This window comes from Mesorhizobium sp. M1E.F.Ca.ET.045.02.1.1, assembly GCF_003952485.1.
Taxonomy (GTDB): Bacteria; Pseudomonadota; Alphaproteobacteria; order Rhizobiales; family Rhizobiaceae; genus Mesorhizobium.
Window position 1 is genome coordinate 5,320,582 of the sequence record NZ_CP034447.1, and the last position, 23,369, is coordinate 5,343,950.

The 23,369-nt window shown below is 64.6% G+C and carries 25 protein-coding genes; 16 read left to right on the forward strand and 9 right to left on the reverse strand.

The annotated features are described in order from the left end of the window. The first annotated feature begins 111 nt into the window (after positions 1-111). A complete protein-coding gene (locus tag EJ070_RS25590; protein WP_126093848.1) occupies positions 112-1,257 on the forward strand; it encodes a hypothetical protein in 1,146 nt (381 codons plus the stop codon). A 7-nt stretch (positions 1,258-1,264) separates the two neighbouring features. Here the strand turns inward: EJ070_RS25590 and dprA are convergent, their stop codons facing one another. From dprA to EJ070_RS25610, 4 genes are all read right to left on the reverse strand, one after another. After that, positions 1,265-2,401, reverse strand: a complete 1,137-nt coding sequence (dprA, locus tag EJ070_RS25595; protein ID WP_126093849.1) for a DNA-processing protein DprA — start codon at positions 2,399-2,401, stop codon at positions 1,265-1,267. Next, positions 2,398-2,979: a glycerol-3-phosphate 1-O-acyltransferase PlsY gene (gene plsY, locus EJ070_RS25600; protein ID WP_126093850.1), complete on the reverse strand. Its 582-nt coding sequence runs from the start codon at positions 2,977-2,979 to the stop codon at positions 2,398-2,400. Before plsY ends, dprA begins: the two co-directional genes overlap by 4 nt. A gap of 69 nt (positions 2,980-3,048) precedes the next feature. After that, positions 3,049-4,335 (reverse strand): dihydroorotase, encoded by a 1,287-nt coding sequence (locus EJ070_RS25605; RefSeq protein ID WP_126093851.1) that lies wholly within the window; start codon positions 4,333-4,335, stop codon positions 3,049-3,051. Continuing rightward, entirely contained in the window at positions 4,332-5,297 is a 966-nt protein-coding gene (locus tag EJ070_RS25610) for an aspartate carbamoyltransferase catalytic subunit (RefSeq protein WP_126093852.1), read from the reverse strand. Before EJ070_RS25610 ends, EJ070_RS25605 begins: the two co-directional genes overlap by 4 nt. Positions 5,298-5,452: 155 nt before the next feature. Here EJ070_RS25610 and EJ070_RS25615 point away from each other — a divergent pair, with 155 nt between their 5' ends. The 3 genes from EJ070_RS25615 (at position 5,453) to EJ070_RS25625 (ending at position 8,121) form a co-directional block, all read left to right on the forward strand. Further along, the gene (locus EJ070_RS25615; protein WP_126093853.1) at positions 5,453-7,081 is read left to right on the forward strand and encodes a DNA alkylation response protein; all 1,629 of its coding nucleotides are present in this window, start codon (positions 5,453-5,455) and stop codon (positions 7,079-7,081) included. Between the two features lie 153 nt (positions 7,082-7,234). Next, complete coding sequence (locus EJ070_RS25620) at positions 7,235-7,780, forward strand: hypothetical protein (RefSeq protein WP_126093854.1); 546 nt, start codon at positions 7,235-7,237, stop codon at positions 7,778-7,780. After that, positions 7,780-8,121 carry a DUF6105 family protein gene (locus tag EJ070_RS25625; protein WP_126093855.1) on the forward strand — a complete coding sequence of 114 codons (342 nt, stop codon included), beginning with the start codon at positions 7,780-7,782 and terminating at the stop codon, positions 8,119-8,121. The genes EJ070_RS25620 and EJ070_RS25625 overlap by 1 nt, the downstream gene beginning before the upstream one ends. On the opposite strand, the gene ruvX is transcribed toward EJ070_RS25625, so the two are convergent. Then, positions 8,063-8,545: a Holliday junction resolvase RuvX gene (gene ruvX / locus EJ070_RS25630; protein ID WP_126093856.1), complete on the reverse strand. Its 483-nt coding sequence runs from the start codon at positions 8,543-8,545 to the stop codon at positions 8,063-8,065. The genes EJ070_RS25625 and ruvX overlap by 59 nt on opposite strands. Positions 8,546-8,652: 107 nt before the next feature. Here ruvX and EJ070_RS25635 point away from each other — a divergent pair, with 107 nt between their 5' ends. The 5 genes from EJ070_RS25635 to EJ070_RS25655 all read left to right on the forward strand — a co-directional run bounded on the left by EJ070_RS25635 (position 8,653) and on the right by EJ070_RS25655 (position 12,627). Then, positions 8,653-9,360, forward strand: a complete 708-nt coding sequence (locus tag EJ070_RS25635; RefSeq protein ID WP_126093857.1) for a metal-dependent hydrolase — start codon at positions 8,653-8,655, stop codon at positions 9,358-9,360. Positions 9,361-9,477: 117 nt separating this feature from the next. Continuing rightward, a complete protein-coding gene (gene gatC, locus EJ070_RS25640) occupies positions 9,478-9,765 on the forward strand; it encodes an Asp-tRNA(Asn)/Glu-tRNA(Gln) amidotransferase subunit GatC (RefSeq protein ID WP_126093858.1) in 288 nt (95 codons plus the stop codon). Positions 9,766-9,771: 6 nt separating this feature from the next. After that, the gene (locus EJ070_RS25645) at positions 9,772-10,230 is read left to right on the forward strand and encodes a GNAT family N-acetyltransferase (RefSeq protein WP_126093859.1); all 459 of its coding nucleotides are present in this window, start codon (positions 9,772-9,774) and stop codon (positions 10,228-10,230) included. Further along, positions 10,230-11,795 carry an amidase family protein gene (locus EJ070_RS25650; protein ID WP_126093860.1) on the forward strand — a complete coding sequence of 522 codons (1,566 nt, stop codon included), beginning with the start codon at positions 10,230-10,232 and terminating at the stop codon, positions 11,793-11,795. The genes EJ070_RS25645 and EJ070_RS25650 overlap by 1 nt, the downstream gene beginning before the upstream one ends. A 40-nt stretch (positions 11,796-11,835) precedes the next feature. Beyond that, positions 11,836-12,627 carry a YdcF family protein gene (locus tag EJ070_RS25655; RefSeq protein ID WP_126093861.1) on the forward strand — a complete coding sequence of 264 codons (792 nt, stop codon included), beginning with the start codon at positions 11,836-11,838 and terminating at the stop codon, positions 12,625-12,627. Here EJ070_RS25655 and EJ070_RS25660 read toward each other — a convergent pair. Continuing rightward, positions 12,600-13,319 carry a DUF599 domain-containing protein gene (locus EJ070_RS25660; protein ID WP_126093862.1) on the reverse strand — a complete coding sequence of 240 codons (720 nt, stop codon included), beginning with the start codon at positions 13,317-13,319 and terminating at the stop codon, positions 12,600-12,602. The genes EJ070_RS25655 and EJ070_RS25660 overlap by 28 nt on opposite strands. Before the next feature lie 44 nt (positions 13,320-13,363). Next, complete coding sequence (locus tag EJ070_RS25665) at positions 13,364-14,059, reverse strand: cysteine hydrolase (RefSeq protein ID WP_126093863.1); 696 nt, start codon at positions 14,057-14,059, stop codon at positions 13,364-13,366. Between the two features lie 210 nt (positions 14,060-14,269). On the opposite strand from EJ070_RS25665, the gene EJ070_RS25670 reads away from it, so the two are divergent. From EJ070_RS25670 to EJ070_RS25680, 3 genes are all read left to right on the forward strand, one after another. After that, positions 14,270-15,673 (forward strand): L-serine ammonia-lyase, encoded by a 1,404-nt coding sequence (locus EJ070_RS25670; RefSeq protein WP_126093864.1) that lies wholly within the window; start codon positions 14,270-14,272, stop codon positions 15,671-15,673. A gap of 81 nt (positions 15,674-15,754) precedes the next feature. Beyond that, entirely contained in the window at positions 15,755-16,192 is a 438-nt protein-coding gene (locus EJ070_RS25675) for a DUF1489 family protein (RefSeq protein ID WP_126093865.1), read from the forward strand. 124 nt (positions 16,193-16,316) lie between these two features. Continuing rightward, positions 16,317-17,015 carry a molecular chaperone DnaJ gene (locus EJ070_RS25680; RefSeq protein ID WP_126093866.1) on the forward strand — a complete coding sequence of 233 codons (699 nt, stop codon included), beginning with the start codon at positions 16,317-16,319 and terminating at the stop codon, positions 17,013-17,015. A 41-nt stretch (positions 17,016-17,056) separates the two neighbouring features. Here EJ070_RS25680 and EJ070_RS25685 read toward each other — a convergent pair whose 3' ends face one another. Then, positions 17,057-18,511, reverse strand: coding sequence for a D-alanyl-D-alanine carboxypeptidase (locus EJ070_RS25685; RefSeq protein WP_126093867.1), 1,455 nt, complete (start codon positions 18,509-18,511; stop codon positions 17,057-17,059). 287 nt (positions 18,512-18,798) lie between these two features. On the opposite strand from EJ070_RS25685, the gene EJ070_RS25690 reads away from it, so the two are divergent. The 4 genes from EJ070_RS25690 (at position 18,799) to EJ070_RS25705 (ending at position 22,892) form a co-directional block, all read left to right on the forward strand. After that, on the forward strand, positions 18,799-19,128 hold the full coding sequence (locus tag EJ070_RS25690) for a phasin family protein (RefSeq protein ID WP_126093868.1): 330 nt from the start codon (positions 18,799-18,801) through the stop codon (positions 19,126-19,128). Positions 19,129-19,406: 278 nt separating this feature from the next. Continuing rightward, positions 19,407-19,733, forward strand: coding sequence for an ATP-dependent Clp protease adapter ClpS (gene clpS, locus EJ070_RS25695; RefSeq protein ID WP_040972327.1), 327 nt, complete (start codon positions 19,407-19,409; stop codon positions 19,731-19,733). 6 nt (positions 19,734-19,739) lie between these two features. Further along, complete coding sequence (gene clpA / locus EJ070_RS25700) at positions 19,740-22,205, forward strand: ATP-dependent Clp protease ATP-binding subunit ClpA (RefSeq protein WP_126093869.1); 2,466 nt, start codon at positions 19,740-19,742, stop codon at positions 22,203-22,205. Between the two features lie 60 nt (positions 22,206-22,265). Next, on the forward strand, positions 22,266-22,892 hold the full coding sequence (locus EJ070_RS25705) for a chloramphenicol phosphotransferase (protein WP_126093870.1): 627 nt from the start codon (positions 22,266-22,268) through the stop codon (positions 22,890-22,892). A 13-nt stretch (positions 22,893-22,905) separates the two neighbouring features. Here the strand turns inward: EJ070_RS25705 and EJ070_RS25710 are convergent, their stop codons facing one another. Continuing rightward, entirely contained in the window at positions 22,906-23,334 is a 429-nt protein-coding gene (locus tag EJ070_RS25710; protein WP_126093871.1) for an HIT family protein, read from the reverse strand. Between the last annotated feature and the right edge of the window lie 35 nt (positions 23,335-23,369).

Sequence of the window (23,369 nt, forward strand, 5' to 3'; positions counted from 1 at the left end):
CGACGCGCTTTAGCGGGGGATTGCGGGCGTCGGCCCAGGCTGGAGCCGCACCCCAACCTTGTCGCCAGGCGGGGCGGCGGTTAAGGTCGACCTCCCGAAGGAGGCTCGACCATGGCACTTGACCTTTCGGTAGATACTTCAGCCGCCAAGGCGGCGACGCCGCCAGGCAAGTATCTCTTCGGCCCGGTCGCCGACTTCCTCATGCTCGGCGGCGGCGCATTTGTGATCCTGCCGGTTCTGTTGCTGGTCCCGCTCGAGTATGAAGGTCTCGTGGCTGCAACGATGGTCGTCGTGGCGTATTTGGTCAATTACCCCCACTTTGCCCACTCGTACCAGATTTTCTACCGCAATTTCGGGCGCAAGGTGAGCGGGAACGGATACGACAGGAGCTTGCAGCTCCGCTATATTTTCGCGGGCATCGTCGTTCCGGTTATCATGGGCGCCTTCTTCGCGTATGGCGCGGCGACGGCGAACACCCGCCTGCTCGGATATGCGGCCAACGCAATGTTCTTCTTCGTGGGCTGGCACTACGTCAAGCAGGGCTACGGCATGCTGATGGTGGACGCCGTCCTGAAGCGCAAGTTCTTCGACGGCCGGGACAAGAAGGTGCTGCTTGTCAACAGCTATGCGGTGTGGATCCTGGCATGGCTGCAGACGAACACGGCAGTCACCCAAGGGAAATATTACGGCTTGGAGTACTACACATTCGCCGCCCCAGCGTGGATCACCAACATTGCCCTGCTGGTGGCCGTTGCATCGACGGCGGTGACAATTCTGATGCTGATCAATCGCTGGCGACGGAACGGCCGCGCCCTGCCATATAACGGCATCGTGGCGTATGTCGCGTCGCTCTATCTTTGGATCCTGATCGCGAGGATAAACCCGCTTTGGCTGCTTGTGGTGCCCGCGCTCCATTCGCTGCAATATCTGGCGGTGGTCTGGCGCTACCAGACCAATGTCGAGCGCGACGGCCCGGATGCCGTCGGATATCCGCAACTGAAGATCCTATCCGTTGTCGGGCCGCTCTACAGGCTGCGGGTCCTGGGATTCATCGTTGGAGGCGCTGCACTGGGATATCTCGGTTTCTGGCTGATCCCGATGGCGATGACGGCCTTGATCCCCTACGACAGGCAGGTCCTCGGATCCTCCCTGTTCTTCTTCATCGTGCTGATCTTCATCAACGTGCACCACTATTTCCTGGACAATGTGATGTGGCGCCGCGGCAACCCGGAAGTGTCGCGGTATCTGTTCCGGTAGGGCAAATTCAGGAACGCCCGAAGACCAGCGAAACATTGCCGCCGGCATGGCGCTCGAGCCGTCCGGCGAGGTCGAGCTCCAGGAGCACCATCGCGATCTGCGCGGCGCTCAGGCCGGTGTGCCGGATGATCTCGTCCACGCCGATGGGTGTCGGGCCGAGAGCCTCCAGCACGTCGGCGCGCTCGTTCTCGCCGGGCGGCGGCATTGACGACAGGTCGGGTGCTTCGGCGAGCGGCGCGGTTCTTGGTGGGCGAGTGCCGGCCAGCGGCGCCAGCGCGCCAAGGATATCGGCCGCTTCGGTGACGAGCATCGCGCCATCCTTCAGCAAGGCGTTGCTGCCGGCGGCGCGCGGGTCGAGCGGCGAGCCCGGCACGGCGAAGACCAGCCGGCCCATCTCGTTGGCAAGCCTGGCGCTGATCAGCGAGCCGGAGCGCTGCGCCGCTTCGACCACGACCAGCCCCATCGCCATGCCGGCGACAAGGCGGTTGCGGCGCGGAAAATCCTGCGCGCGCGGCTGCCAGCCGAACGGCATTTCCGAAACGATGGCGCCGCCACGCTCGGCGATGTCGTCGCACAGGCCGGCATTTTCGGGCGGGTAGGGAACGTCGAGGCCGCCGGCCAGCACGCCGACCGTGCCGGTCGAGAGACTGCCCTGGTGTGCGGCCGTGTCGATGCCGCGCGCGAGGCCCGAGACGATGGCGTAACCGTCGCGGCCGAGGTCCGCCGCCAGCATGCGCGCCATCTTGATGCCCGCGAGCGAGGCATTGCGGGCGCCGACGATGGCCACCGCCGGCAGGCGGAACACCGCGCCTTCGCCTTTGGCCGCCAGCAGCGGCGGCGGGTTGTCCATGGTCTTCAGCAGAGCGGGATAGTCGGCCTCCCCGATGCCGACGAAACGGGCGCCGGCGCGCCGCGCCGCCTCCAGCTCGGCCTCGGCTTCCGCGATGGAGGGAATGCGAACGATGCGGTTGGCGCCCCCCGAAATCATCAGTTCGGGCAGCATCTCGAGCGCAGCCTCGGCCGAGCCGAAGCGGTTGATCAGTTCGCGGAAAGAGGCCGGGCCGACATTCGGCGTGCGGATCAGTCGGAGCCAGGCAAGCCGCTGCCGGTCGCTGAGGCGCGGGCCGGCGGCGGGCGCGATCATCCCTTCGCCCCGATCTTGCCCTCGGTGCCGGCGAGAAGGCGCGAGATGTTCGCGTGGTGCTTGATGAACACGATCAGGCTCATCACCGCGAACAGGCCGGCAATCTGCGGTGTGCTGATGAAATAGAGAGCGATCGGCACGGCCACCGCCGCCGCCAGCGCCGCCAGCGAGGAATAGCGGAACAGGAAAGCCATGGCGAGCCAGACCACTGCGAAGACAAGCATGCCTTGCCAGGCAAGGCCGAGCAGCACACCGAGGTAGGTGGCGACGCCCTTGCCGCCCTTGAAGCCGAGCCAGACCGGAAAGAGATGGCCGAGGAAGGCGCCGAAGCCAGCCGCGAGCGCCAGTTCCGGTGCGAAGCGGCCGGCGATCAACGCTGCCGCCGTGCCTTTCAGGGCGTCAAGCAACAGCGTCGCGGCGGCGAGCCCCTTGTTGCCGGTGCGCAGCACATTGGTGGCGCCGATGTTGCCGGAGCCGATGTTGCGCACGTCGCCGAGACCGGCGGCGCGGGTGATCAAGAGTCCAAACGGGATCGAGCCGAGCAGATAGCCGAACAGCAAAGACAGGACATAGCTCATTGTTTTCCCCCGCTTCTCTGCCTTCGGCCCGGATCGCGGCACTGGTCGCGGTCCGGGTTTCTTGTGCTCTCAGGCTGAAAACACTGTGCGGCCCGCAACCATCGTTTGCAAGACCTTGCCCTGCAGGCGCGCGCCTTCGAAACAGGTGTTCTTCGAGCGCGAGCGAAGCCCGCTCTCGCTGACGATCCACGGCTCGTCGAGATCGACCACGGCGAGATCGGCCGCAGCGCCCGGCTTAAGCGTGCCGCCCGGCAGGCCGAACAATCTTGCCGGCGCGGTCGAAAGCGTCTCGATCAGCCGAAGCAGCGGGACGTCGCCATTATGGTAGAGCCGAAGTGCCGCGCCAAGAAGCGTCTCCAGCCCGATCGCACCGGCAGCCGCATCGGCGAAGGGCAGGCGCTTGGTGTCGACATCCTGCGGGTCGTGCGAGGAGACGATGATGTCGATCGTGCCGTCCTTGATCGCCTCGATCATCGCCAGCCGGTCGTCCTCGGCGCGCAACGGCGGCGTCAGCCGGAAGAAGGTGCGGTATTCGCCGACATCATTCTCGTTGAGCGACAGATTGTGGATGGCGACGCCCGCCGTGACATTGGCGCCGTCCGTCTTTGCCCGGTTGACGGCTCCAGCCGCCATCGCGGTCGAGATCTTGGCTGCGTGATAGGCGCCGCCCGTCAGCCGCGCGAGCGCCAGGTCGCGCTCCAGCGGGATGAGTTCGGCCTCACGCGGGATGCCGGACAGGCCGAGCCAGCTCGCATAGAGGCCCTCGTTCATCACGCCGGCCGCGGCGAGGTCGGCATCCTGTATCTCATGCGCGATCACGCCGCCGAAATCGCGCGCATAGGTCAGCGCGCGGCGCATCACCAGCGCGCTGGCAATCGTGTGGCGGCCATCGGTATAGGCAACGGCGCCGGCTTCGCGCAGCAGGCCGAACTCGGTCATCTCGCGGCCTTCGAGACCCTTGGTGATGGCCGCCGCCGGGAAGATGTTGACGCTTGCCGTGTCTCTCGCGGTGCGCAGAACGAATTCGACCAGAGCGACATTGTCGATCACCGGATCGGTGTCGGGCATCATGACGATGGAGGTGACGCCGCCGACCGCAGCCGCCACGCTTGCCGAGGCGATCGTCTCGCGATGCTCGCCGCCGGGTTCGCCGATGAACACGCGGGCATCGACAAGGCCTGGAATGATCGTCATGCCGGCACAGTCTACGACCACGGCGCCTTCGGGCGCGCCCTGGTTCAGCGCCGCCTTGCCGGCGGCGGCGATCTTGCGGCCGTCGACGACGACGGTGCCGATCTCATCGACCCCGCGCGAGGGATCGACGATGTGCGCCTTGCTGAAGACGGTCACGCTCATGCGCCGCGGCCCTCATGGTTGCGACGGGGATCGAGCAGGGCTTCCATCACAGCCATGCGGACGGCGACACCCATCTCGACCTGTTCCTGGATGACGCTTTGCGGCCCGTCAGCGATCTCCGAGGCGATCTCGACGCCGCGGTTCATCGGCCCGGGATGCATGACCAGCGCATCGCCCTTGGCTGCCTTGAGCTTTTCGGCATCGAGGCCGAAATAGCGGAAATATTCGCGGATCGACGGCACGAAGGCGCCTTCCATGCGCTCGCGCTGCAGGCGCAGCATCATCACCACGTCGGCGTCTTTCAGCCCCTCGGCCATCGAGCGCGCCACGATCACGCCCATCTTATCAATGCCCGCAGGCAGCAGCGTCGAGGGCGCGACGACGCGCACCTGCGCGCCGAGCGCGTTCAAGAGCATGATGTTGGAGCGGGCGACGCGCGAATGCAGGATATCGCCGCAGATCACCACGATCAGCTTCGACAGCGGCCCCTTGGCGCGCCGGATGGTCAGCGCGTCGAGCAAAGCCTGCGTTGGATGTTCATGCGCGCCGTCGCCGGCATTGACCACCGAGCAGCCGACCTTCTGCGCCAGAAGGGCGGCGGCGCCCGCCGACTGGTGGCGGATGATCAGGATATCCGGCCGCATGGCGTTGAGCGTCATGGCGGTGTCGATAAGCGTCTCGCCCTTCTTCACCGAGGAACTCGCCACCGACATGTTCATGACGTCGGCGCCGAGCCTTTTGCCTGCGAGCTCGAAGGACGATTGCGTGCGGGTCGAGGCCTCGTAGAAGAGGTTGATCTGGGTGCGGCCACGGAGCGTCGATGTCTTCTTTTCCGGCTGCCGCGAGATCGCCACGGCCTGGTCCGCCCGGTCGAGCAGCAGCTCGATATCGGCCGGGGAAAGATCGCGGATGCCCAGAAGATGGCGGTGGGGAAAGAGCGGCAGGGACGAAGCGTCGGTCATCTCAAGGCGCTGCTATAGGGTGCGGTCCGGCCGGCCGCAAGCGCCAGCTTGGGATTGCCGGCTTTCTCCCCGGTATTTTCGCTGCGTGGCTTCGGCTATAAGGCAGCGATGGCTTCGGATTCGCGACCGCGGCCTTCAGATGGTAAGGACAGGGCGTGACCGACGACGTGATCAACCAGCCGCCGCCGCTGACGGGCGGCAATGCATGGCGGGGCGATCCGTTGCTCATCCAGCTTGCCGAGCGCTTTTCCGATCCGGTGCGCAAGGATCTCGACGCGCTTGGCCGGTTCGTCATGACGCAGGAGGCGCAGGAACTCGCCCGCCTCGCCAATGTGGACACGCCAAAACTCAGGACGCATGACCGCCAGGGGCGGCGCATCGACCTCGTCGAATTCCATCCCGCCTACCATGCGCTCATGCGGCGCTCAGTGGCCAACGGGCTGCATTCCTCGGTTTGGGAAAATGGCGACGCCGAGATCGGCCGCCGCCATCAGGTGAGGGCGGCGCGCTTCTACCTGACCGCTGAATTGGAGACCGGGCATCTTTGCCCCATCACCATGACCAGCGCCTCGCTGGCGGCGCTGATGGCGAGCCCGAAACTGTTCCGCGAATGGGCGCCGCGCGTGACGACGCGCAAATACGACCAGAGCCAGAAGCCGCCGGTTGAAAAGACCGGGCTTACGCTCGGCATGGGCATGACCGAAAAGCAGGGCGGCACCGATGTACGCGCCAATGTCACCAAGGCCGAACGCATCGGCAGTGGCTTCTATCGGCTCGCCGGGCACAAATGGTTCATGTCGGCGCCGATGTCGGATGCTTTCCTGGCGCTAGCCCAGGCGCCGGAGGGCCTATCCTGCTTCCTCGTTCCACGCATCCTGGGTGATGGCTCCAGCAACGGATTTCGCTTCCAACGCCTCAAGGACAAGCTCGGCAACCGCTCCAACGCCTCGTCGGAAGTCGAGTTCGTCAACGCCATCGGCGAGATGGTCGGCGAGCCCGGCGCCGGCGTCAAGACGATCATGGATATGGTGACGCTGACCCGGCTCGACTGCGCCGTAGCGTCTTCGGCTATCATGCGGGCAGGGTTGGCCGAGGCCGTCCACCACTCCCGCTATCGCCAGGTGTTCGGCGCCAATTTGGTCGACCAGCCGCTGATGCAGCGGGTGCTGGCCGACATGGCGCTCGACGTCGCCGCCGCCACCGCGCTGTCGTTCCGGCTCGCGCGCTCCTTCGACGAGGCGGCAAGCGATCGCGGCGAGGCGGCCTTTGCCCGCGCCATGACGCCGGTGGTCAAATACTGGGTCTGCAAGATCGCGCCGCCGCTGCTTTACGAGGCCATGGAGTGCCTCGGCGGCAACGGCTATGTCGAGGAAGCGCCGCTCGCCCGTTACTATCGCGAGGCCCCGGTCAACGCGATCTGGGAAGGCTCGGGCAATGTCATGGCGCTCGACGTGCTGCGCGTGCTCGGCCGCGCGCCCGCCCTGTTCGAGGAGGTGCTGGCCGGCATCGACCGCGATCTCGGCACCGGCGGGCGCGGCACCATCGGCGTGCTCAAAGCGGCGATGCAGGTCGCTTCGACCGATGAGGGCTCGGCGCGCCTGCTCACCGAGCAACTGGCGCTGTCGGCGGCGGCGGCGGAGCTGCGCAGGCTGGGGGCAGGGCGGATTGCCGACGCCTTCGTCGAAACTCGGCTCGGCGGCCAGTGGCGAACCACCTACGGCATGCTCGATTCGCGCCATGACGCGCGCATGATCATCGACACGCTCTATCCACCGCTGACCTGAACAGCCCCGACAAGCCGCGCCATCGCCGGCCTGTGGATGGCCGTTAACCCTAACAAATGGTTTCCGTTGCGGGGAGCCCTTACAGAGACCACTCTGTCCACCGGAGTAGGGAAGTGTTAACCATGAGCCCGTGCTCCGCCAGGCAGGAAGCGCATGCGGCACGTGTTGACATCATTTCTGGCCTTGCACTGGGCGGTCGTTTTCGCCCTGCTGGCCTATATCTGCATGGATGGCGATCGCGGCATCGCGTCGGCGCTCGGCGTGCTTGGCGTATCTGTGCAAAGCAGCCGCTTTCCGGGTCTCGATCAGGCCCTCGTCGTCGCGCCGCTTTCGATCGCGCTGCTGATTGTCGCGCTGCTGTTCTGCTGGGCTTTCGTCGAAACGCTGCTCAACATCGCGACAAGGCCGGATGCCGGCGACGCAGTGGTGCGGATCGCCTTCATCTTTGCCTCTTTCCTGCTGTCGATCATCCTCGTGGGTGGCGCCGCGCAAGGCATCAACGGGCTGTTCATGGTGGTCGCCGTCCAGATGACGGCGCTGCTTGCCTCTTATGTCGCAGTGCTCGCCGAGCGACGCTCGGCCATGCACGAGAACGAGGCCCGCCTGGCTGCTCATCGCATCGCAACGGGCGCCGCGCACAGTTCGCTGCTGTCCCGCATCTCCAGTCACCCGGAAACCAGGCCGGGAGGTCGCCGCTGATGCGCACGCTGTTCGCATTCTGGGCTGCTCCGCTGGTCCTTTTCTGGGGCTGGTTCTTCCTGTCGCTCAACGACCTCAATTTCGGCTACGTCATGCTCAGCCGCCAGTTGCATGACCTGGTCTTCCAGATTTACGGCCAGATGCTCGGCATCGATCCGGCGATCATCCCGGGCATGGTCGCGCGGGCCTGCGTGTTCGACACTTTCCTGCTGCTCGGACTGGTGGCATTCCGCCGCCGGCGCCAGATCGCCGAGTGGATCAGTCAGCGCCGAGACGGCCCGGTCAGTCCGGAGCGGATCGGCCGAGCGACTGAAGCCGGTCCAACGCTCCCTGCAGAATAAAGGCGGCGGCCGCCGAATCGATCTTGCCGGCGCGCTTCTTGCGCGAGAAATCCATCTCGATCAGCGTTCTTTCAGCGGCGACCGTCGACAGCCGCTCGTCCCAGAGTACAAAAGGCAGGTCGGACAAGGTCGCCATGTTGCGCGCGAAGGCGCGGGATTTTTGCGCGCGCGGCCCTTCCGACCCGTCCATGTTGACGGGAAGGCCGAGCACGATCGCGCCGACATTGTCCTTCTCGAGCTGAGCCAGCAACTGGGCGGCATCGAGCGAAAACTTCTTGCGCAGGATGACCGGGCGCGGATGGGCAAAGGACAGGCCGCGGTCCGACACCGCCACGCCGATCGTCTTGTCGCCGAGGTCGAGGCCGGCAAGCGTGCGGCCGCCCGCGAGCCGGGCCGGCAATTCCTCGATGCTGATGATGCTCAACGGCCCACCCCAGTGATTCGCCGCGCGGCTTTTTGACAGGCCGCGGGACTTTCAATTTGCCGTCGGCGTTCTATCCTTTGATAACGAGAAAATCGAGGAACGCATTCATGAAACTGACCTGGTACGGACATTCGGCATTCCGCATCGAGACAAAGGACGCCAATATCCTCATCGATCCGTATCTGGTCGGCAATCCGTCCTGGACGGGCGGCTGGGAAGGCCCGGCGGAAGGGGTGACGCATGTTCTCTTGACGCACGGCCATAATGACCATGTCAGCGGTTCGATCGAGGTGCTGAACAAGAGCGGCGCCATGCTGGTCGCCAATTTCGAAGTGTGCATGTATCTCGTCGGCCAGGGCGTCAGCGACAAGAAGATCAATCCCGGCAATATCGGCGGCACCGTCGATTGCGGTCCCTTCACCGTCACCTTCGTCCAGGCGCTGCATTCCTCCTCGTTCGGCGGCCAGGGCGGCACCAACACCTATCTCGGCAATCCAGGCGGGCTGGTGCTGCATTTCCCGCAGGACAGGACGCTCTATCACATGGGCGACACCGATATCTTTTCCGACATGGGGCTGATCAACGAATTGCATGAGCCGAAGATCGGGATCGTGCCGATCGGCGACCGCTTCACCATGGGCGGCGCGGTGGCGGCCCTTGCCTGCCGTCGCTTCTTCAACTTCGATACGGTCATTCCCTGCCATTTCGGCACCTTCCCGATCATCGACCAGACCGCCGACAAATTCGTGGCCGGCATGGAAGGCTCCGGCGTCAAGGTGGCGCTGCCGGAGATCGGCAAACCGATCGCGATCTGAGCCGGCCTTCTTCCAGGCGCCGGAGCGGTCCGCAGTCCACTCGGTTCAACATGATCGATATTGCGCCGCAAGCGCCGCGCCGCTATAGCCCGCACTGGTTTTCCCGAGGCGATAGATATGTCCGTTGATCTTCAGACCGTGAAGCGCGTCGCGCACCTTGCCCGTATTGCGGTGAGCGAGGAGGACGCCGAACGCATGACAGGCGAACTGAACGCCATCCTCGGCTTCGTCGAGCAACTGAACGAGGTCGATGTGTCCGGCGTCGAGCCGATGACCTCGGTCACGCCGATGGAGATGAAGAAGCGCCAGGACGTCGTCACCGACGGCAGCAAGGCGGCCGACATCGTCGCCAACGCGCCGGCTACGGACGAGAATTTCTTCCTCGTTCCCAAGGTCGTGGAGTAGGGCACGATGGCCGTCGAGATCGCCGTCGAGACGCCCTTGCAGGACGAGGTGCGCGCGCTGATCGCGGAGCTCAACGCGGCGCTGCTCGAACTGACGCCGCCGGAACATTGCTATCACCTGACCGTCGAGCAGATGGCTGGCCATGACACGACCGTGTTCATCGCCCGCGACGGTGGTCTTGCCGTCGGCTGCGGCGCGCTGAAGCGCCATGGCGGGGCGACCGGCGAGGTCAAGCGCATGTATACGCGGCCCTCGCATCGCGGCCGCAAGATCGGCGCTGAGATCGTCGCGCGGGTCGAGGCGCTGGCGCGGCAGGAAGGGCTGAAGCGCCTGGTTCTGGAGACCGGCGACCGCCATCCCGCCGCTTGGACCGTCTATGAGCGCGCCGGTTTTTCGCGTTGCGGCCCGGTGCTGGATTATCCCGACTCCGAGTGGTCGGTGTTTTACGAAAAGAGCCTTGCCTGATGAGCGACCTCACACATCTCACCATTTCCGAGGCCCGCGCCAAGCTGCGCGGCAAGGAGATCTCGGCTGCCGAGATCACGGAAGCCTATCTCTCGGCGATCGAGCGCGCCAATCCGGTGCTCAATGCCTATATTGCCGTCACCGCCGACAAGGCGCGCGACATGGCCAAGGGCTCCGATGCCAAGCTCGCGAAAGGCGAGGGCGGGGCGCTGGAAGGCATTCCGCTCGGTATCAAGGATCTGTTCGCCACCGAAGGCGTCCACACCCAGGCCTGCAGCCATGTGCTGGACGGCTTCAAGCCACACTACGAATCGACCGTGACCAGCAATCTCTGGGCCGACGGCGCCGTCATGCTCGGCAAGCTCAACATGGACGAGTTCGCCATGGGCTCGTCCAACGAAACCTCCTATTACGGTCCGGTCATCAATCCATGGCGGCGCTCGCGCCTCGACACGGTGGTGATGCCGACGACGCATCAGGGTGACGGCGGCTTCGTCTCGGCCGGCGGCGCGAAAACCGCGCGGACCCTGGATAACGCCCAGCTGGTGCCGGGCGGCTCGTCCGGCGGATCGGCCTCGGCCGTCGCGGCCTTCCTCTGCGCGGGCGCCACCGCGACCGACACCGGCGGTTCGATCCGCCAGCCCGCCGCCTTCACCGGCACGGTCGGCATCAAGCCGACCTATGGCCGCTGCTCGCGCTGGGGCGTGGTCGCCTTCGCCTCCTCGCTCGACCAGGCGGGTCCGATCGCGCGCGACGTGCGCGACGCCGCCATCCTGTTGAAGTCGATGGCCTCCTCCGACCCGAAGGACACGACCTCGGTCGACCGGCCGGTGCCTGACTACGAAGCGGTGATCGGCAAGCCGATCAAGGGCATGAAGGTCGGCATTCCGAAGGAATACCGCGTCGACGGCATGCCGCAAGACATCGAGGCGCTCTGGCAGAAAGGCATTGCCTGGCTGAAGGATGCCGGCGCCGAGATCGTCGACATCTCGCTGCCGCACACCAAATACGCGCTGCCGGCCTATTACATCGTGGCGCCCGCCGAAGCCTCGTCCAACCTCGCCCGCTATGACGGCGTGCGCTACGGGTTGCGCGTGCCCGGCAAGGACATTGTCGAGATGTACGAGAAGTCGCGCGCCGCCGGCTTCGGCCGTGAGGTCAAGCGCCGCATCATGATCGGCACCTACGTGCTGTCGGCCGGTTACTACGACGCCTATTACCTGCAGGCGCAGAAGGTGCGCACGCTGATCAAGCGCGACTTCGAGAACGTCTTTGCCGCCGGTGTCGATGTCATCCTGACGCCGGCGACACCGTCGGCCGCCTTCGGCATCGCCGACGAGGACATGGCTTCCGATCCGGTGAAGATGTACCTCAACGACATCTTCACGGTGACTGTGAACATGGCCGGCCTGCCGGGCATTTCCGTGCCCGCCGGCCTGGACGGCAAGGCCCTGCCGCTCGGCCTGCAACTCATCGGCCGGCCGTTCGACGAGGAAACGCTGTTCCAGACGGCGCATGTCATCGAACAGGCGGCGGGCAAGTTCCAGCCGGAGAAGTGGTGGTAGGCTCAGTCATCGGGGTCCATGCCGGCCCAGCGGGTGAGTGATGTTCTTCTTCCTCTCGAAGCTCTTCTGGTTTGTCGCCAGGCCGCTCAACCTGGCGATCTTCCTGCTGCTGGCAGGCTTGGTTGCCGGCATCTTCGGCCGGCGGCGATTGGCAGCCTCCGGCAGCGTTCTTGCCTTTGTCATCCTTGCGCTTTCGACATGGTCGTCGATTGGCGTCATGATGCTCAATCCCCTGGAAGAGCGCTTCCCAAGACCTCCGCTTCCGGCAAAGGTTGACGGTATCGTCGTGCTGGGAGGCGCCATGGACGGTGCGGTCAATATCGTGCGCGGCGGCTATGAATTGAATGCCAGCGGAGACCGCCTCGTCGAGGCGGCGATGCTGGCTCGGCGATTCCCGACAGCGAAAGTCGTCGTCACCGGCGGTCCGCTCGAAATGCTCGGCGAAGGCGAGGGCGATGCGGACGCCGCGCCGCGCCTGCTCACAGCGCTCGGGGTGGGCGCAGACCGCCTAGTCCTGGAGAACAAATCACGCACCACTTACGAGAATGCCGTCTTCACCAAGAGGCTGGTGATGCCGAAACCGGGCGAGACCTGGCTGCTCGTCACGTCGGCTTTTCACATGCCGCGCGCCAAGGCGCTGTTCGACAAGGCCGGCTTTCCTACCATTCCCTGGCCTGTCGACTATTGGACCACGGGCAAAGAACGCCTCTACCGCACAAGTCCCGGCGACAATCTGGAAATCACCACCAAAGCGGTCCGTGAATGGGTCGGGCTCATCGCCTACTGGCTCGCCGGCCGCATCGATCAGCCTTTTCCCGGGCCGGGCGGCTGACCGAGCACTGCCTGGCGCGCGGCCGAGTAGAACTGCCGGCGCACCAGCACCGCCAGAAGCACCAGCGTCGAGAGCACAAAGACGACCGGGTCGACGAACCAGCCGAGATAGCCGATCGAGAAGAAAACGGCGCGCAGGCCGGAGTTGAAATGCTTGCCGGCGAGCACGTTCATGCGCGTCGCCCGCCATACCGCCGTTTCGCTGAGGGGGTTGCGCGAGGCCTCGCCATGCAGGATCGGCACCGCCCCGATGAGGATCGAGCAATAGTTGAAGAGCCGGTAGGCCCAGCCGAACTTGAAGAAGGCGAAGGCGAGGATCAGCACCAGTCCGAACACCTTGGTCTGGAAGGCTTCGTGTGACGAGGCCGCGCCGAACGGCAGCTCGGCCAGCACCTGGAGCACGCGGTCGGAAGCCCCGAGCAGGGCGAAGCAGCCGCCGAGCGCGATCAGCGAGCTCGAGGCGAAAAAGGCGGTGCCTTGCTGCAGGCCGTTCATGATGGCGGTGTCGACGATGCGCACCTCGCGCTCGGCCATGTTGCGCATCCAGGCCTCGCGCTGGGCGTTCATCGCCGTCGTCAGCGACACCCGGCTGACGAGCTTGCCGTCCGAGGCGAGCGTGTGCAGCACCCAGACGACCAGGAAGAAGGCCAGCGCCGCCAGATCGGCCGTCGAAAGGTGGATGGAATCGCCCATACGTCCCTTTTACCACAAGCAACGCGGCCGGTTCGCCGGTCCGCTTATGCCGGCAAGGGCGCCGCAGCTGCCATTCGCAAGACGTCGACGACCGTGTCGGTTCTGGTAATCCATCCGAACGCGTTTTCGAAATTCCACAGCGTCGACTGGCGGTTGAAGTCCGGGCCGGAATGGTTCATCGCGTCCTCGACCAGGATCGGCCAGAATTCCAGCAAGTAGGCATCACGCGCAGTTGCATCGACGCAGACATTGGTCGCAACCCCGGTGAACAGCAGATGGCGAATATTGCGGGCTCGCAAATATGCTTCCAGTCCGGTGTTGCAAAATCCGCTGTAGCGGGATTTGCGGACGACATGGTCGCCTTGCTCGGGTTTCAGCGCGTCGACGATCTGCCAATCCCAGCTGTTGTCGATCAGCAGCTTGCCGCGAAGTTCGGGTCGCCCGCGCATCAGGACCATCCCAAGTTCCTTGTGATAGTTCGGTGAGGAGGGGCCGCCCGCATCGCTGAGATCGGGCTTGTAGGACATCTGCAGATAGATCACCGCCAGGCCGGCGCGCCGAGCTGCAGCAAGGAGGCGCTTGGTGGCTTCAACGGCTGGCGCTGCACCAGATATGTCGAATCCTGCCAAGTCGAACATGCCGCCTGCCGAAGCGAAGGCGTTCTGCATGTCGACCACGATAATGGCTGTCTGGACGGGCACGATGCCCACCGGTTCCGGTCTGGCATCCAACGCAAGCATGGCTTCCTCCCCGGCAAGTGACAAACGAGACACTGACGCCGCCGGCGTGGCGCATTGCGCAGATTAATCACGGCATCACGGTCTAGCAACCTATGTCGCTGCCGGAGCAAACAAGGTCGGCACATGCTGCGCCGCGACACGCAAAACAGCGGAAACATGACGGGAATTCCTATATGTAAGCCTTGAGCGTCCCTCAGGAGATAATGGCGCGTGTTCCTTTCGGTTTTCGACCTGTTCAAGATCGGCATCGGCCCATCGAGCTCGCATACGATGGGGCCGATGACGGCCGCGCGCCGCTTCCTCGACGAAATCCTCGCCGACGACTGGCCGCGGCCGGCCGGCGTCAAGGTCGACCGGATCGGCGCCAGCCTGCATGGCTCTCTTGCCTATACCGGCATCGGCCATGGCTCGGACCGCGCCGTCATCCTCGGCCTGGCCGGCGAGACGCCGCAGACGGTCGATCCGGACGAAGCGGACGGCATCGTCGCCCGCATCGGCGCGGAGAAGCGGATTTCGCCGCCTGGACATCCGATCTATCGCTTCGATCCGGCCAAGGATCTTGTGCTCGACCGCAAGACGCCACTGACCGGCCACGCCAACGGCATGGCTTTCTACGCCTATGACGCATCCGACCGGCTGCTGTTGAAGCGCATCTATTATTCGATCGGCGGCGGCTTCGTCGTTTCCGAGGAAGAATTGCAGCGCATGAAGGCCAAGGGCTCCGTGACGACCGAGGGCAAGAAAGTGCCTTATCCGTTCAAGAACGCCGTCGAGATGCTGGCGATGGCGGCCAAGAGCGGGCTTTCCATCGCCGAGATGAAGCGCGCCAACGAGGAGAAGCACATGCCGCGCGAGGAGCTAGACGCCGGCCTCGACGCGATCTGGAGCGCCATGAAGGGCTGCATCGACCGCGGCCTGTCGCAGGACGGCATCATGCCGGGCGGGCTGAAGGTGCGCCGCCGCGCGCGCCAGCTGCACGACAAGCTGCAGGAGCAGTGGCAGCAGAACCGGCCCAATCCCCTGCTCGCCAATGACTGGCTGTCGATCTATGCCATGGCGGTCAACGAGGAGAACGCCGCCGGCGGACGCGTGGTGACCGCGCCGACCAATGGTGCTGCCGGCACGCTGCCTGCGGTGCTGCGCTACTGGCTGCATTTTCATCCCGAGGCCGACCAGCCGAGCATTCGCGACTTCCTGCTCACCGCGGCCGCCGTCGGCGGCATCATCAAGTCCAACGCCTCGATCTCCGGCGCCGAGGTCGGCTGCCAGGGCGAGGTGGGTTCGGCCTCGGCGATGGCTGCGGCGGGCCTATGCGCGGTGATGGGCGGCACGCCGGAGCAGGTGGAGAACGCCGCCGAGATCGCGCTGGAGCATCATCTCGGCATGACCTGCGATCCGGTCGGCGGCCTGGTGCAGGTGCCCTGCATCGAGCGCAATGCGCTGGGCGCGGTCAAGGCGGTCACCGCCGCTTCGCTCGCCATCAAGGGCGATGGCACGCATTTCGTGCCGCTCGACGCGGCGATCGAGACCATGCGCCAGACCGGCCTCGACATGAACGAGAAGTACAAAGAGACCAGTCTCGGCGGGCTGGCGGTAAACGTCGTCGAGTGCTGAGGGGACTGGCCCACGAACCGGCACTGTGGAGAACTCGCTCAGGACATTGACGCTCTGGTCTGCCTGGCTAAATCTTGGGGCATGTCACTCAATCTCATCAAGCTCTGTGTCGGCTGCGACAGCGTCGAGGATCTGGAGGAGTGGATTGCCTTCCGCCTCGACGAGCGGCGCCGCGCCGGCGAGCCCGCCGAGCACTGGCACACCACCCGCATGGTGCCGACGCGAGGCGACGAGATCATCGACGGCGGCTCGCTCTACTGGGTGATCAAGGGCAATGTGCAGTGCCGGCAGTTGATCACCGAGATCCGGCCCTTTGTCGACGACGAAGGCATCGGCCGCTGCCATCTGGTGCTCGATCCCGAGGTGGTGCGCACCGACTGGCAGCCTCGCCGTGCCTTCCAGGGCTGGCGTTATCTCAAACCTTCCGATGCCCCGGTCGATCTCGGCAGGGGCAAGGCTGCATTGGCCGAGATGCCGCCGAAATTGCGGCTGGAACTCGCCGAACTGGGGCTGCTTTAATCCAAGTTAAACCAGTCGTTTCCGTCGCTGGCCCCTCGGCTGGATCGGTGTGGGACTTGCAAGAGCCGCACCTGCGCCACATCTTGATTTCCATGCACAAACATCTGCATGGCGGTGCAAACCGATGGGCGTGATCATCGCATTGGCGGCTTTGCTTCTGGTGCTTTTCGGCGTCGCGACAATCTTCGTGCGCGCCGATGCCGCCAGGATGGCGGACAGTCTTAGAACACTCGGACCTGCGCTGTTGGGGGTGTTCGGCGCGACGATGCTCGTCGTCGGCCGCAGCAGCATCGGCGGCCTGCTCATTGTTGCGGCGGCCGGCTGGTATGCGTGGCTGCGAGCGAGACGGCCACCGCCGGAGGCTGCCGCGGCAAAACGCTCGACCGTGCGCACCGCGGCTCTCGAAATGGACGTCGACCACGACAGCGGCAAACTGGAGGGTCTCGTCCTGGCCGGCCATTATGAGGGCAAAATGCTGGGCGCGATGGGGATCGCGGACCTGCAGCAACTCCATGCGGAACTGCGACCCGATCCGGAGAGCCGCCAGCTCCTAGAGACGTATCTTGACGGCCGTTTTCCCATCTGGCGCAAGGACGCGCAGCCGGACAGTGGCGAAGGGCTGCGTATTGCGCCAGGTGCGGGCGCCATGACTAAGGAGGAGGCCTACAAGATCCTTGGTCTTGAAGCGGGGGCTGCCGCGGCGGATATCCGCAAGGCGCACCGCCGCCTGATGCAGCGCCTGAACGCCGATGTCGGCGGCACGTCTGTCCTGGCGGCGCGAATCAATGAAGCCAAGGACGTCTTGCTCTCCAATCACGACTAGTCTCCTTCGACGCTGAACTTTCCAGGAGTTTCAAAAGCCGCCTATTGCTGGACGGCGTAGCACGAGATCTTCTTTCGCTTCAGGGCATCGCAGGCCTTCCAGGCTGCGTCCTTCGAGCCGAACCCGCCGAAACGGGCGCGGTAGTAGGTGACGCCATCCTTGTCGAACGCGACCGTGAAGCCCGAGGCATCCGCCAGGATCTTCGGCGCCTGCTTGCTTGTCTTGTTCAGCAGGGCCTGAGCCCCTGACTGCGTCGGCGAGGAGGCGACCTGCACCACCCATCCCGACGGCACGGACGAAGTCTTGACCGGATCGACGGCTGGCGCGGCCGCGGGCGCCGGTTCGGCGTAGGCGGCGACGGTCTGCGATGTGCTTTCGGTCTGTGATGGGGTTTCGGTCTGCGATTTGGTTTCCTGGGGCACGGGTGCCGGAGCCATGGCTGCCACGGCAACCGTCTTCACCTTCCTGACCTGGATCACTGGCCTGGTTTCCTCGGCGGCCGGCGCATTGTCGTCGGCCGACGCGACTTCGGTGTCTTCGACAGCCGGCTTTTCATCCGGGGTCGGCGCGTCATGCCTCGGCAGGAAGACCTTGGCCAAAGCCTTGATCGGATTGTCGCCACCCGCCTTGGCGATCAGATTGCCGCCGCCGCGGGTCGAGGTGCGCGGCAGATAGGTGTTGATCAGCGAGGCCATCTGGTTGTCGCGGCTGCGGCCGGAAGCGCCACCCATTACCACGGCGACGAGGCGGCGATCGCCGTCGGCAACGGAGGAGACCAGGTTGTAACCGGAAGCGCGCGTGTAACCCGTCTTGATCCCGTCCACGCCCTTGATGCGGCCGAGCAGGCGGTTGTGGCCGTTGATGCGCTGGCGGCCGTAGAGGAACGAGCGCTGCGAGAAATAGCCGTAATACTGCGGGAAGTGCTCCCTGAGCGCGATGCCCAGCATCGCCATGTCGTGCGCCGTGGTGAACTGACCGGGGTCGGGCAGGCCGTTGGCGTTGCGGAAGACGGTGCCGTTCATGCCGAGCTGGCGTGCCTTGGCCGTCATCATGCGGGCGAAATTGTCTTCGCTGCCGCCCAAGAGTTCGCCCAGAGCGGTCGCCGAGTCGTTGGCCGACTTGGTCACCATCGACAGGATCGCCGTCTCGACCGGAACCGAGCCGCCGGCGCGCACGCCGAGCTTGGTCGGCGGCTCGGACGCGGCATGCGCCGAGTACGGCACCGGCGTGTTCTTGCTGATCCTGCCCTTCGCCAGTGCTTCGAAGGTGAGGTAGAGCGTCATCATCTTGGTGAGCGAAGCCGGATAGCGCCGGCCGTTGGCGTCGGCCGAATAGAGCACCTTGCCGGTCTTGGCGTCGACGACGATGGCCGCGGACTTTGCGGCAAGAGCCGATGCGGCATCGGCGGCGACGATCGTCACCGCAAGCGCGGCGATCATGACTGCCTTGATGGAGAATGAAGATTTGGAGACGAACCCCGACAATGCCTGACGCACCGCTGCTTACCCTGAATTTTCGTTGCCCCGGAGGCGGCAGAGGGAGTGCCTGCCTCGCTTCCGGCCAAGCTATCGCGGCCAGCGTTACCAATCCGTTTATGGTAACCGCCGCGTTCACCATTTTCTGGCGATTTGAGCCTCTGTTTATTCGAATTTTAGCGGTTGCTGCGCTTCGGGCCCCTTGCGGATCAAGGGAATCTTGACTTTTGTGCAATGCACAATATATTGAGGTGCATTGCACAAGGGCGCCCGGGGCAAATGGGCGTTTCAACCAAGGGAAGTGTGAAATGACCCAGACCTATGAGGACTTCACGAAATACGGCAAGGAGTTTGCCGACAACGGACTGAAGAGCTTTGCCTCGCTCACCAAGGGCGCGCAGGCAATCGCCACCGAGGCCGGCGAATACACCAAGAAGAGCTTCGAGGCCGGCAGCGCCGCCGTCGAGAAACTGTTCTCGGCCAAGTCGATCGAGAAGGCCATCGAGATCCAGACCGACTACGCCAAGCAGAGCTACGAGAGCTTCGTGGCCGAGGCCAGCAAGATCGGCAATCTCTATGCCGAGCTCGCCAAGGAAGCCTACAAGCCGTTCGAATCGGTCGTCGCCAAGGCGAAGTAATTTCGCCCGATCATACCCGATTAGGCCAACCGGCCTGCCAAAAGGACCCGGTCGCGGAAGCGCGGCCGGGTTTTTTTTATGCGTGACTGCAACTGCCTGAGCCCTGCCGCATTCACGATTGAGAAAATCGCTGAAGTTTGCCCACCTAGCCATATTGTCAGCTAAACAGAAGGGCTTAAAATCGGCCATCGAAGACCTACATGTTGAACTCGCATGAGGATTCGAAAAGGCAGGACTACGTGACGATCGGTTTGACTGCCACGGCAGGCGTGGTGCGAATGCAAAGTGACGGCGACCGCAACGATCCCGGTCGCGGCACAGCCGTCATCACGCGCACCAAAACCAAGACCAAGAAGCCCAGCCTCTACAGGGTCCTCATCCTTAACGACGACTACACTCCCATGGAGTTCGTGGTTCACGTCCTGGAGCGTTTTTTCCAGAAGGACCGCGAGGCCGCCACACGCATCATGCTGCATGTTCACAATCATGGAGTGGGCGAGTGCGGGGTCTACACATTCGAGGTGGCCGAGACCAAGGTGTCTCAGGTCATGGATTTCGCCCGACAGAATCAGCATCCGCTGCAATGCGTGATGGAGAAGAAGTGAGGTAACATGCCGGCTTTCTCCCAAGGCCTGGAAAAGGCGCTACATCAGGCGCTGACATTCGCCAACGAGCGGCATCATGAATATGCGACGCTCGAACACTTGCTGCTTGCGCTTATCGACGATACCGAGGCGGCCGCCGTGATGCGCGCCTGCAACGTCGATCTCGACGAGCTGAAGCACACCGTTCTCACCTATATCGATACCGAGCTCGACAATCTCGTCACCGGTTACGACGAGGATTCCAAGCCGACCGCCGGGTTCCAGCGCGTCATCCAGCGCGCCGTCATCCATGTGCAGTCGTCCGGCCGCGAGGAAGTGTCCGGCGCCAATGTGCTCGTCGCCATCTTCGCCGAGCGCGAGAGCCACGCCGCCTATTTCCTGCAGGAACAGCAGATGACCCGCTACGACGCGGTCAACTACATCTCGCACGGCATCGCCAAGCGCCCCGGCGCCTCGGAGTCGCGCACGCCGCGTGGCGCGGAGGACGAACAGGGCGGCCAGAACGGCGCCGAGCCGCAGGAGGACGGCGGCAAGAAGAAGCCGCAGGACGCGCTGACGGCCTATTGCATCAACCTCAACAACAAGGCCAAGGCCGGCAAGATCGATCCGCTGATCGGCCGCGAGAGCGAGATCAACCGCACCATTCAGGTGCTGTGCCGCCGCTCCAAGAACAACCCGCTCTATGTCGGCGACCCCGGCGTCGGCAAGACGGCGATCGCCGAGGGCCTTGCCAAGCGCATCGTCGAGGGCGACGTGCCCGAGGTGCTGCAGGACGCCACCATCTTCGCGCTCGACATGGGCACGCTGCTCGCCGGCACCCGCTATCGCGGCGACTTCGAGGAGCGGCTGAAGCAGGTCGTCAAGGAGCTCGAGGACTATCCCGGCGCGGTGTTGTTCATCGACGAGATCCACACCGTGATCGGGGCAGGGGCTACCTCCGGCGGCGCGATGGATGCGTCGAACCTGTTGAAGCCGGCGCTCTCGTCCGGCGCGATCCGCTGCATCGGCTCGACCACCTACAAGGAGTTCCGCCAGTTCTTCGAGAAGGACCGCGCGCTGGTGCGGCGCTTCCAGAAGATCGATGTCAACGAGCCGACCATCGAGGACGCCATCGAGATCATGAAGGGCCTGAAGCCCTATTTCGAGGAGTTCCACAAGGTCCGCTACACGAGCGAGGCGATCAAGGCTTCGGTCGAGCTCTCGGCGCGCTACATCAACGACCGCAAGCTGCCGGACAAGGCGATCGACGTGATCGACGAGACCGGCGCCTCGCAGATGCTGGTGCCGGAGGCCAAGCGCAAGAAGACGATCGGCATCAAGGAGATCGAGGCAACGATCGCCACCATGGCCCGCATTCCGCCGAAGACGGTTTCGGCCGACGACGAGAAGGTGCTGCAGGGTCTCGACGTCGAGCTCAAGCGCGTGGTCTACGGCCAGGACACCGCCATCACCGCGCTGACGTCGGCGATCAAGCTGGCGCGGGCCGGCCTGCGCGAGCCGGAGAAGCCGATCGGCTCCTACCTGTTCTCGGGGCCCACCGGCGTCGGCAAGACCGAAGTGGCCAAGCAGCTCGCGGCCTCGCTCGGCGTCGAGCTGATCCGCTTCGATATGTCGGAATACATGGAGCGCCACACCGTCTCGCGGCTGATCGGCGCGCCTCCCGGCTATGTCGGCTTCGACCAGGGCGGCCTGTTGACCGATGGTGTCGACCAGCATCCGCATTGCGTGCTTTTGCTCGACGAAGTCGAGAAGGCGCATCCGGACCTGTTCAACATCCTGTTGCAGGTGATGGACCACGGCAAGCTGACCGATCACAACGGCAAGCAGATCGACTTCCGCAACGTCATCCTGATCATGACGACCAATGCGGGCGCCTCTGACGCTCAGCGCGCGGCGATCGGCTTCGGCTCGACCAAGCGCGAAGGCGACGACGTCGAGGCCATCAACCGGCTGTTCACGCCGGAGTTCCGCAACCGTCTCGACGCGATCATCCCGTTCGGCTCGCTGCCGGTGCCGGTGATCCATCAGGTGGTGCAGAAGTTCGTCATGCAGCTCGAGGCGCAACTCTCCGAGCGCGGCGTCACTTTCGACCTGTCGCCGGATGCGATCGCCTGGCTTGCCGACAAGGGCTATGACGAACGCATGGGCGCGCGTCCGCTCGGCCGCGTCATCCAGGAGCACATCAAGAAGCCGCTGGCCGACGAGGTGCTGTTCGGCAAGTTGAAGAAGGGCGGCACGGTGCGGGTGACCGTGGAGAAGAAGGAAACCGGCGAGACCGGCCTGAAGCTCGAATCGCTCGCCGACGAAGCGCCGGTGAAGCCGAAGAAGGAAGAGCCGGAGGACTCGCCGAAGGCGAGGAAGGCGGCGGCGAAGAAGCCAGTTGCCAAGAAGGCTGCGGCGCAGAAGCCGGAGCCGAAGGGCAAGGACGGCGGCAAGCGCAGCCTCGTCCCGCAACTGCCCCGCAAGGGCTGACCGCTCATAAGCCAAAAAAAGCCCCGGCGACGGGGCTTTTTTCGTTGAAGGAACCGACGCGTGACTGCCGGACAAATCATCATTCTCAACGGCGCGCCGCGATCCGGAAAGTCGAGCATTGCCGCCGCCATTCAGGAGATGCTCGATGGCGTTTGGGTCAATCTCGGCGTCGACGCCTATGCGCAAATCACTCCGCCGCGATTGCGTCCGGGCATCGGCCTGCGCCCCGGCGGCGAACGCCCCGACCTCGAGGTTTTCGTGCCGCGCCTTTACGCCGCGCTTTACGACTCCATCGTGGCGCACAGTCGCCAGGGGCTGAATGTCGTCACCGATGTCGGGCACCACGATGCCTATTCGAGGTCGCTCAACGTCCTTCCCGACTGCGCCAAGCGCCTGGCCGGCCTGCCGGTCCTGTTCGTCGGCGTCCGCTGCCCGATCGAGGCGATCCTGCAAAGGCGCGCCGCCGGCGCGGCGGACGGAATTTACGTGGCCGGATCGGACGAGGATCCGATGCCTTGGCCCGTGCGCCTGTGGCAGGAAGAGGTCCACAGGCCCGGCATCTACGACCTGGAAATCGATACCTCGCAGCTAGGCCCGGAAGCGTGCGCCGAGGCGATCCGGCAGCGGCTCATCGCAGGACCGGAGCCGACAGCCTTCCAGAGACTGGCGCAAATGCGGGCCGCCTGAACCCGCCGCAGGATCAGCCGCCAAGCGCCGCCCGGATCTTGCCGGCGTTCTCGGCCAGCACCTCCGGCTTCTCCATCTGCCCGGAATGCGGCTTGAGCGGCACGCCCTCGAAGCGCGGGATGACATGGACATGAAGGTGGTAGACTGTCTGCCCGGAGGCCGGCTCGTTGAACTGCATCAGCGTGACGCCGTCGGCGTCGAAAGCCTTTTTCACCGCTACCGCCACTTTCTGCACAACGGCAAACAGCGGACCGAACGTTGCCGGATCGGCGTCGAGAATATTGCGCGACGGCGCCTTCGGCAGCACTAGCGTGTGGCCGACCCCTTGCGGCATCACGTCCATGAAGGCGACGACCGTATCGTCCTCATAGATGCGATGCGAGGGGATCTCGCCGCGCAGGATTTTCGCAAAGATGTTGCCGGGATCGTAGGCTTCGGCCATGGCGGGTGCTCCGGATTGCGATCTGTCGTCCGGTG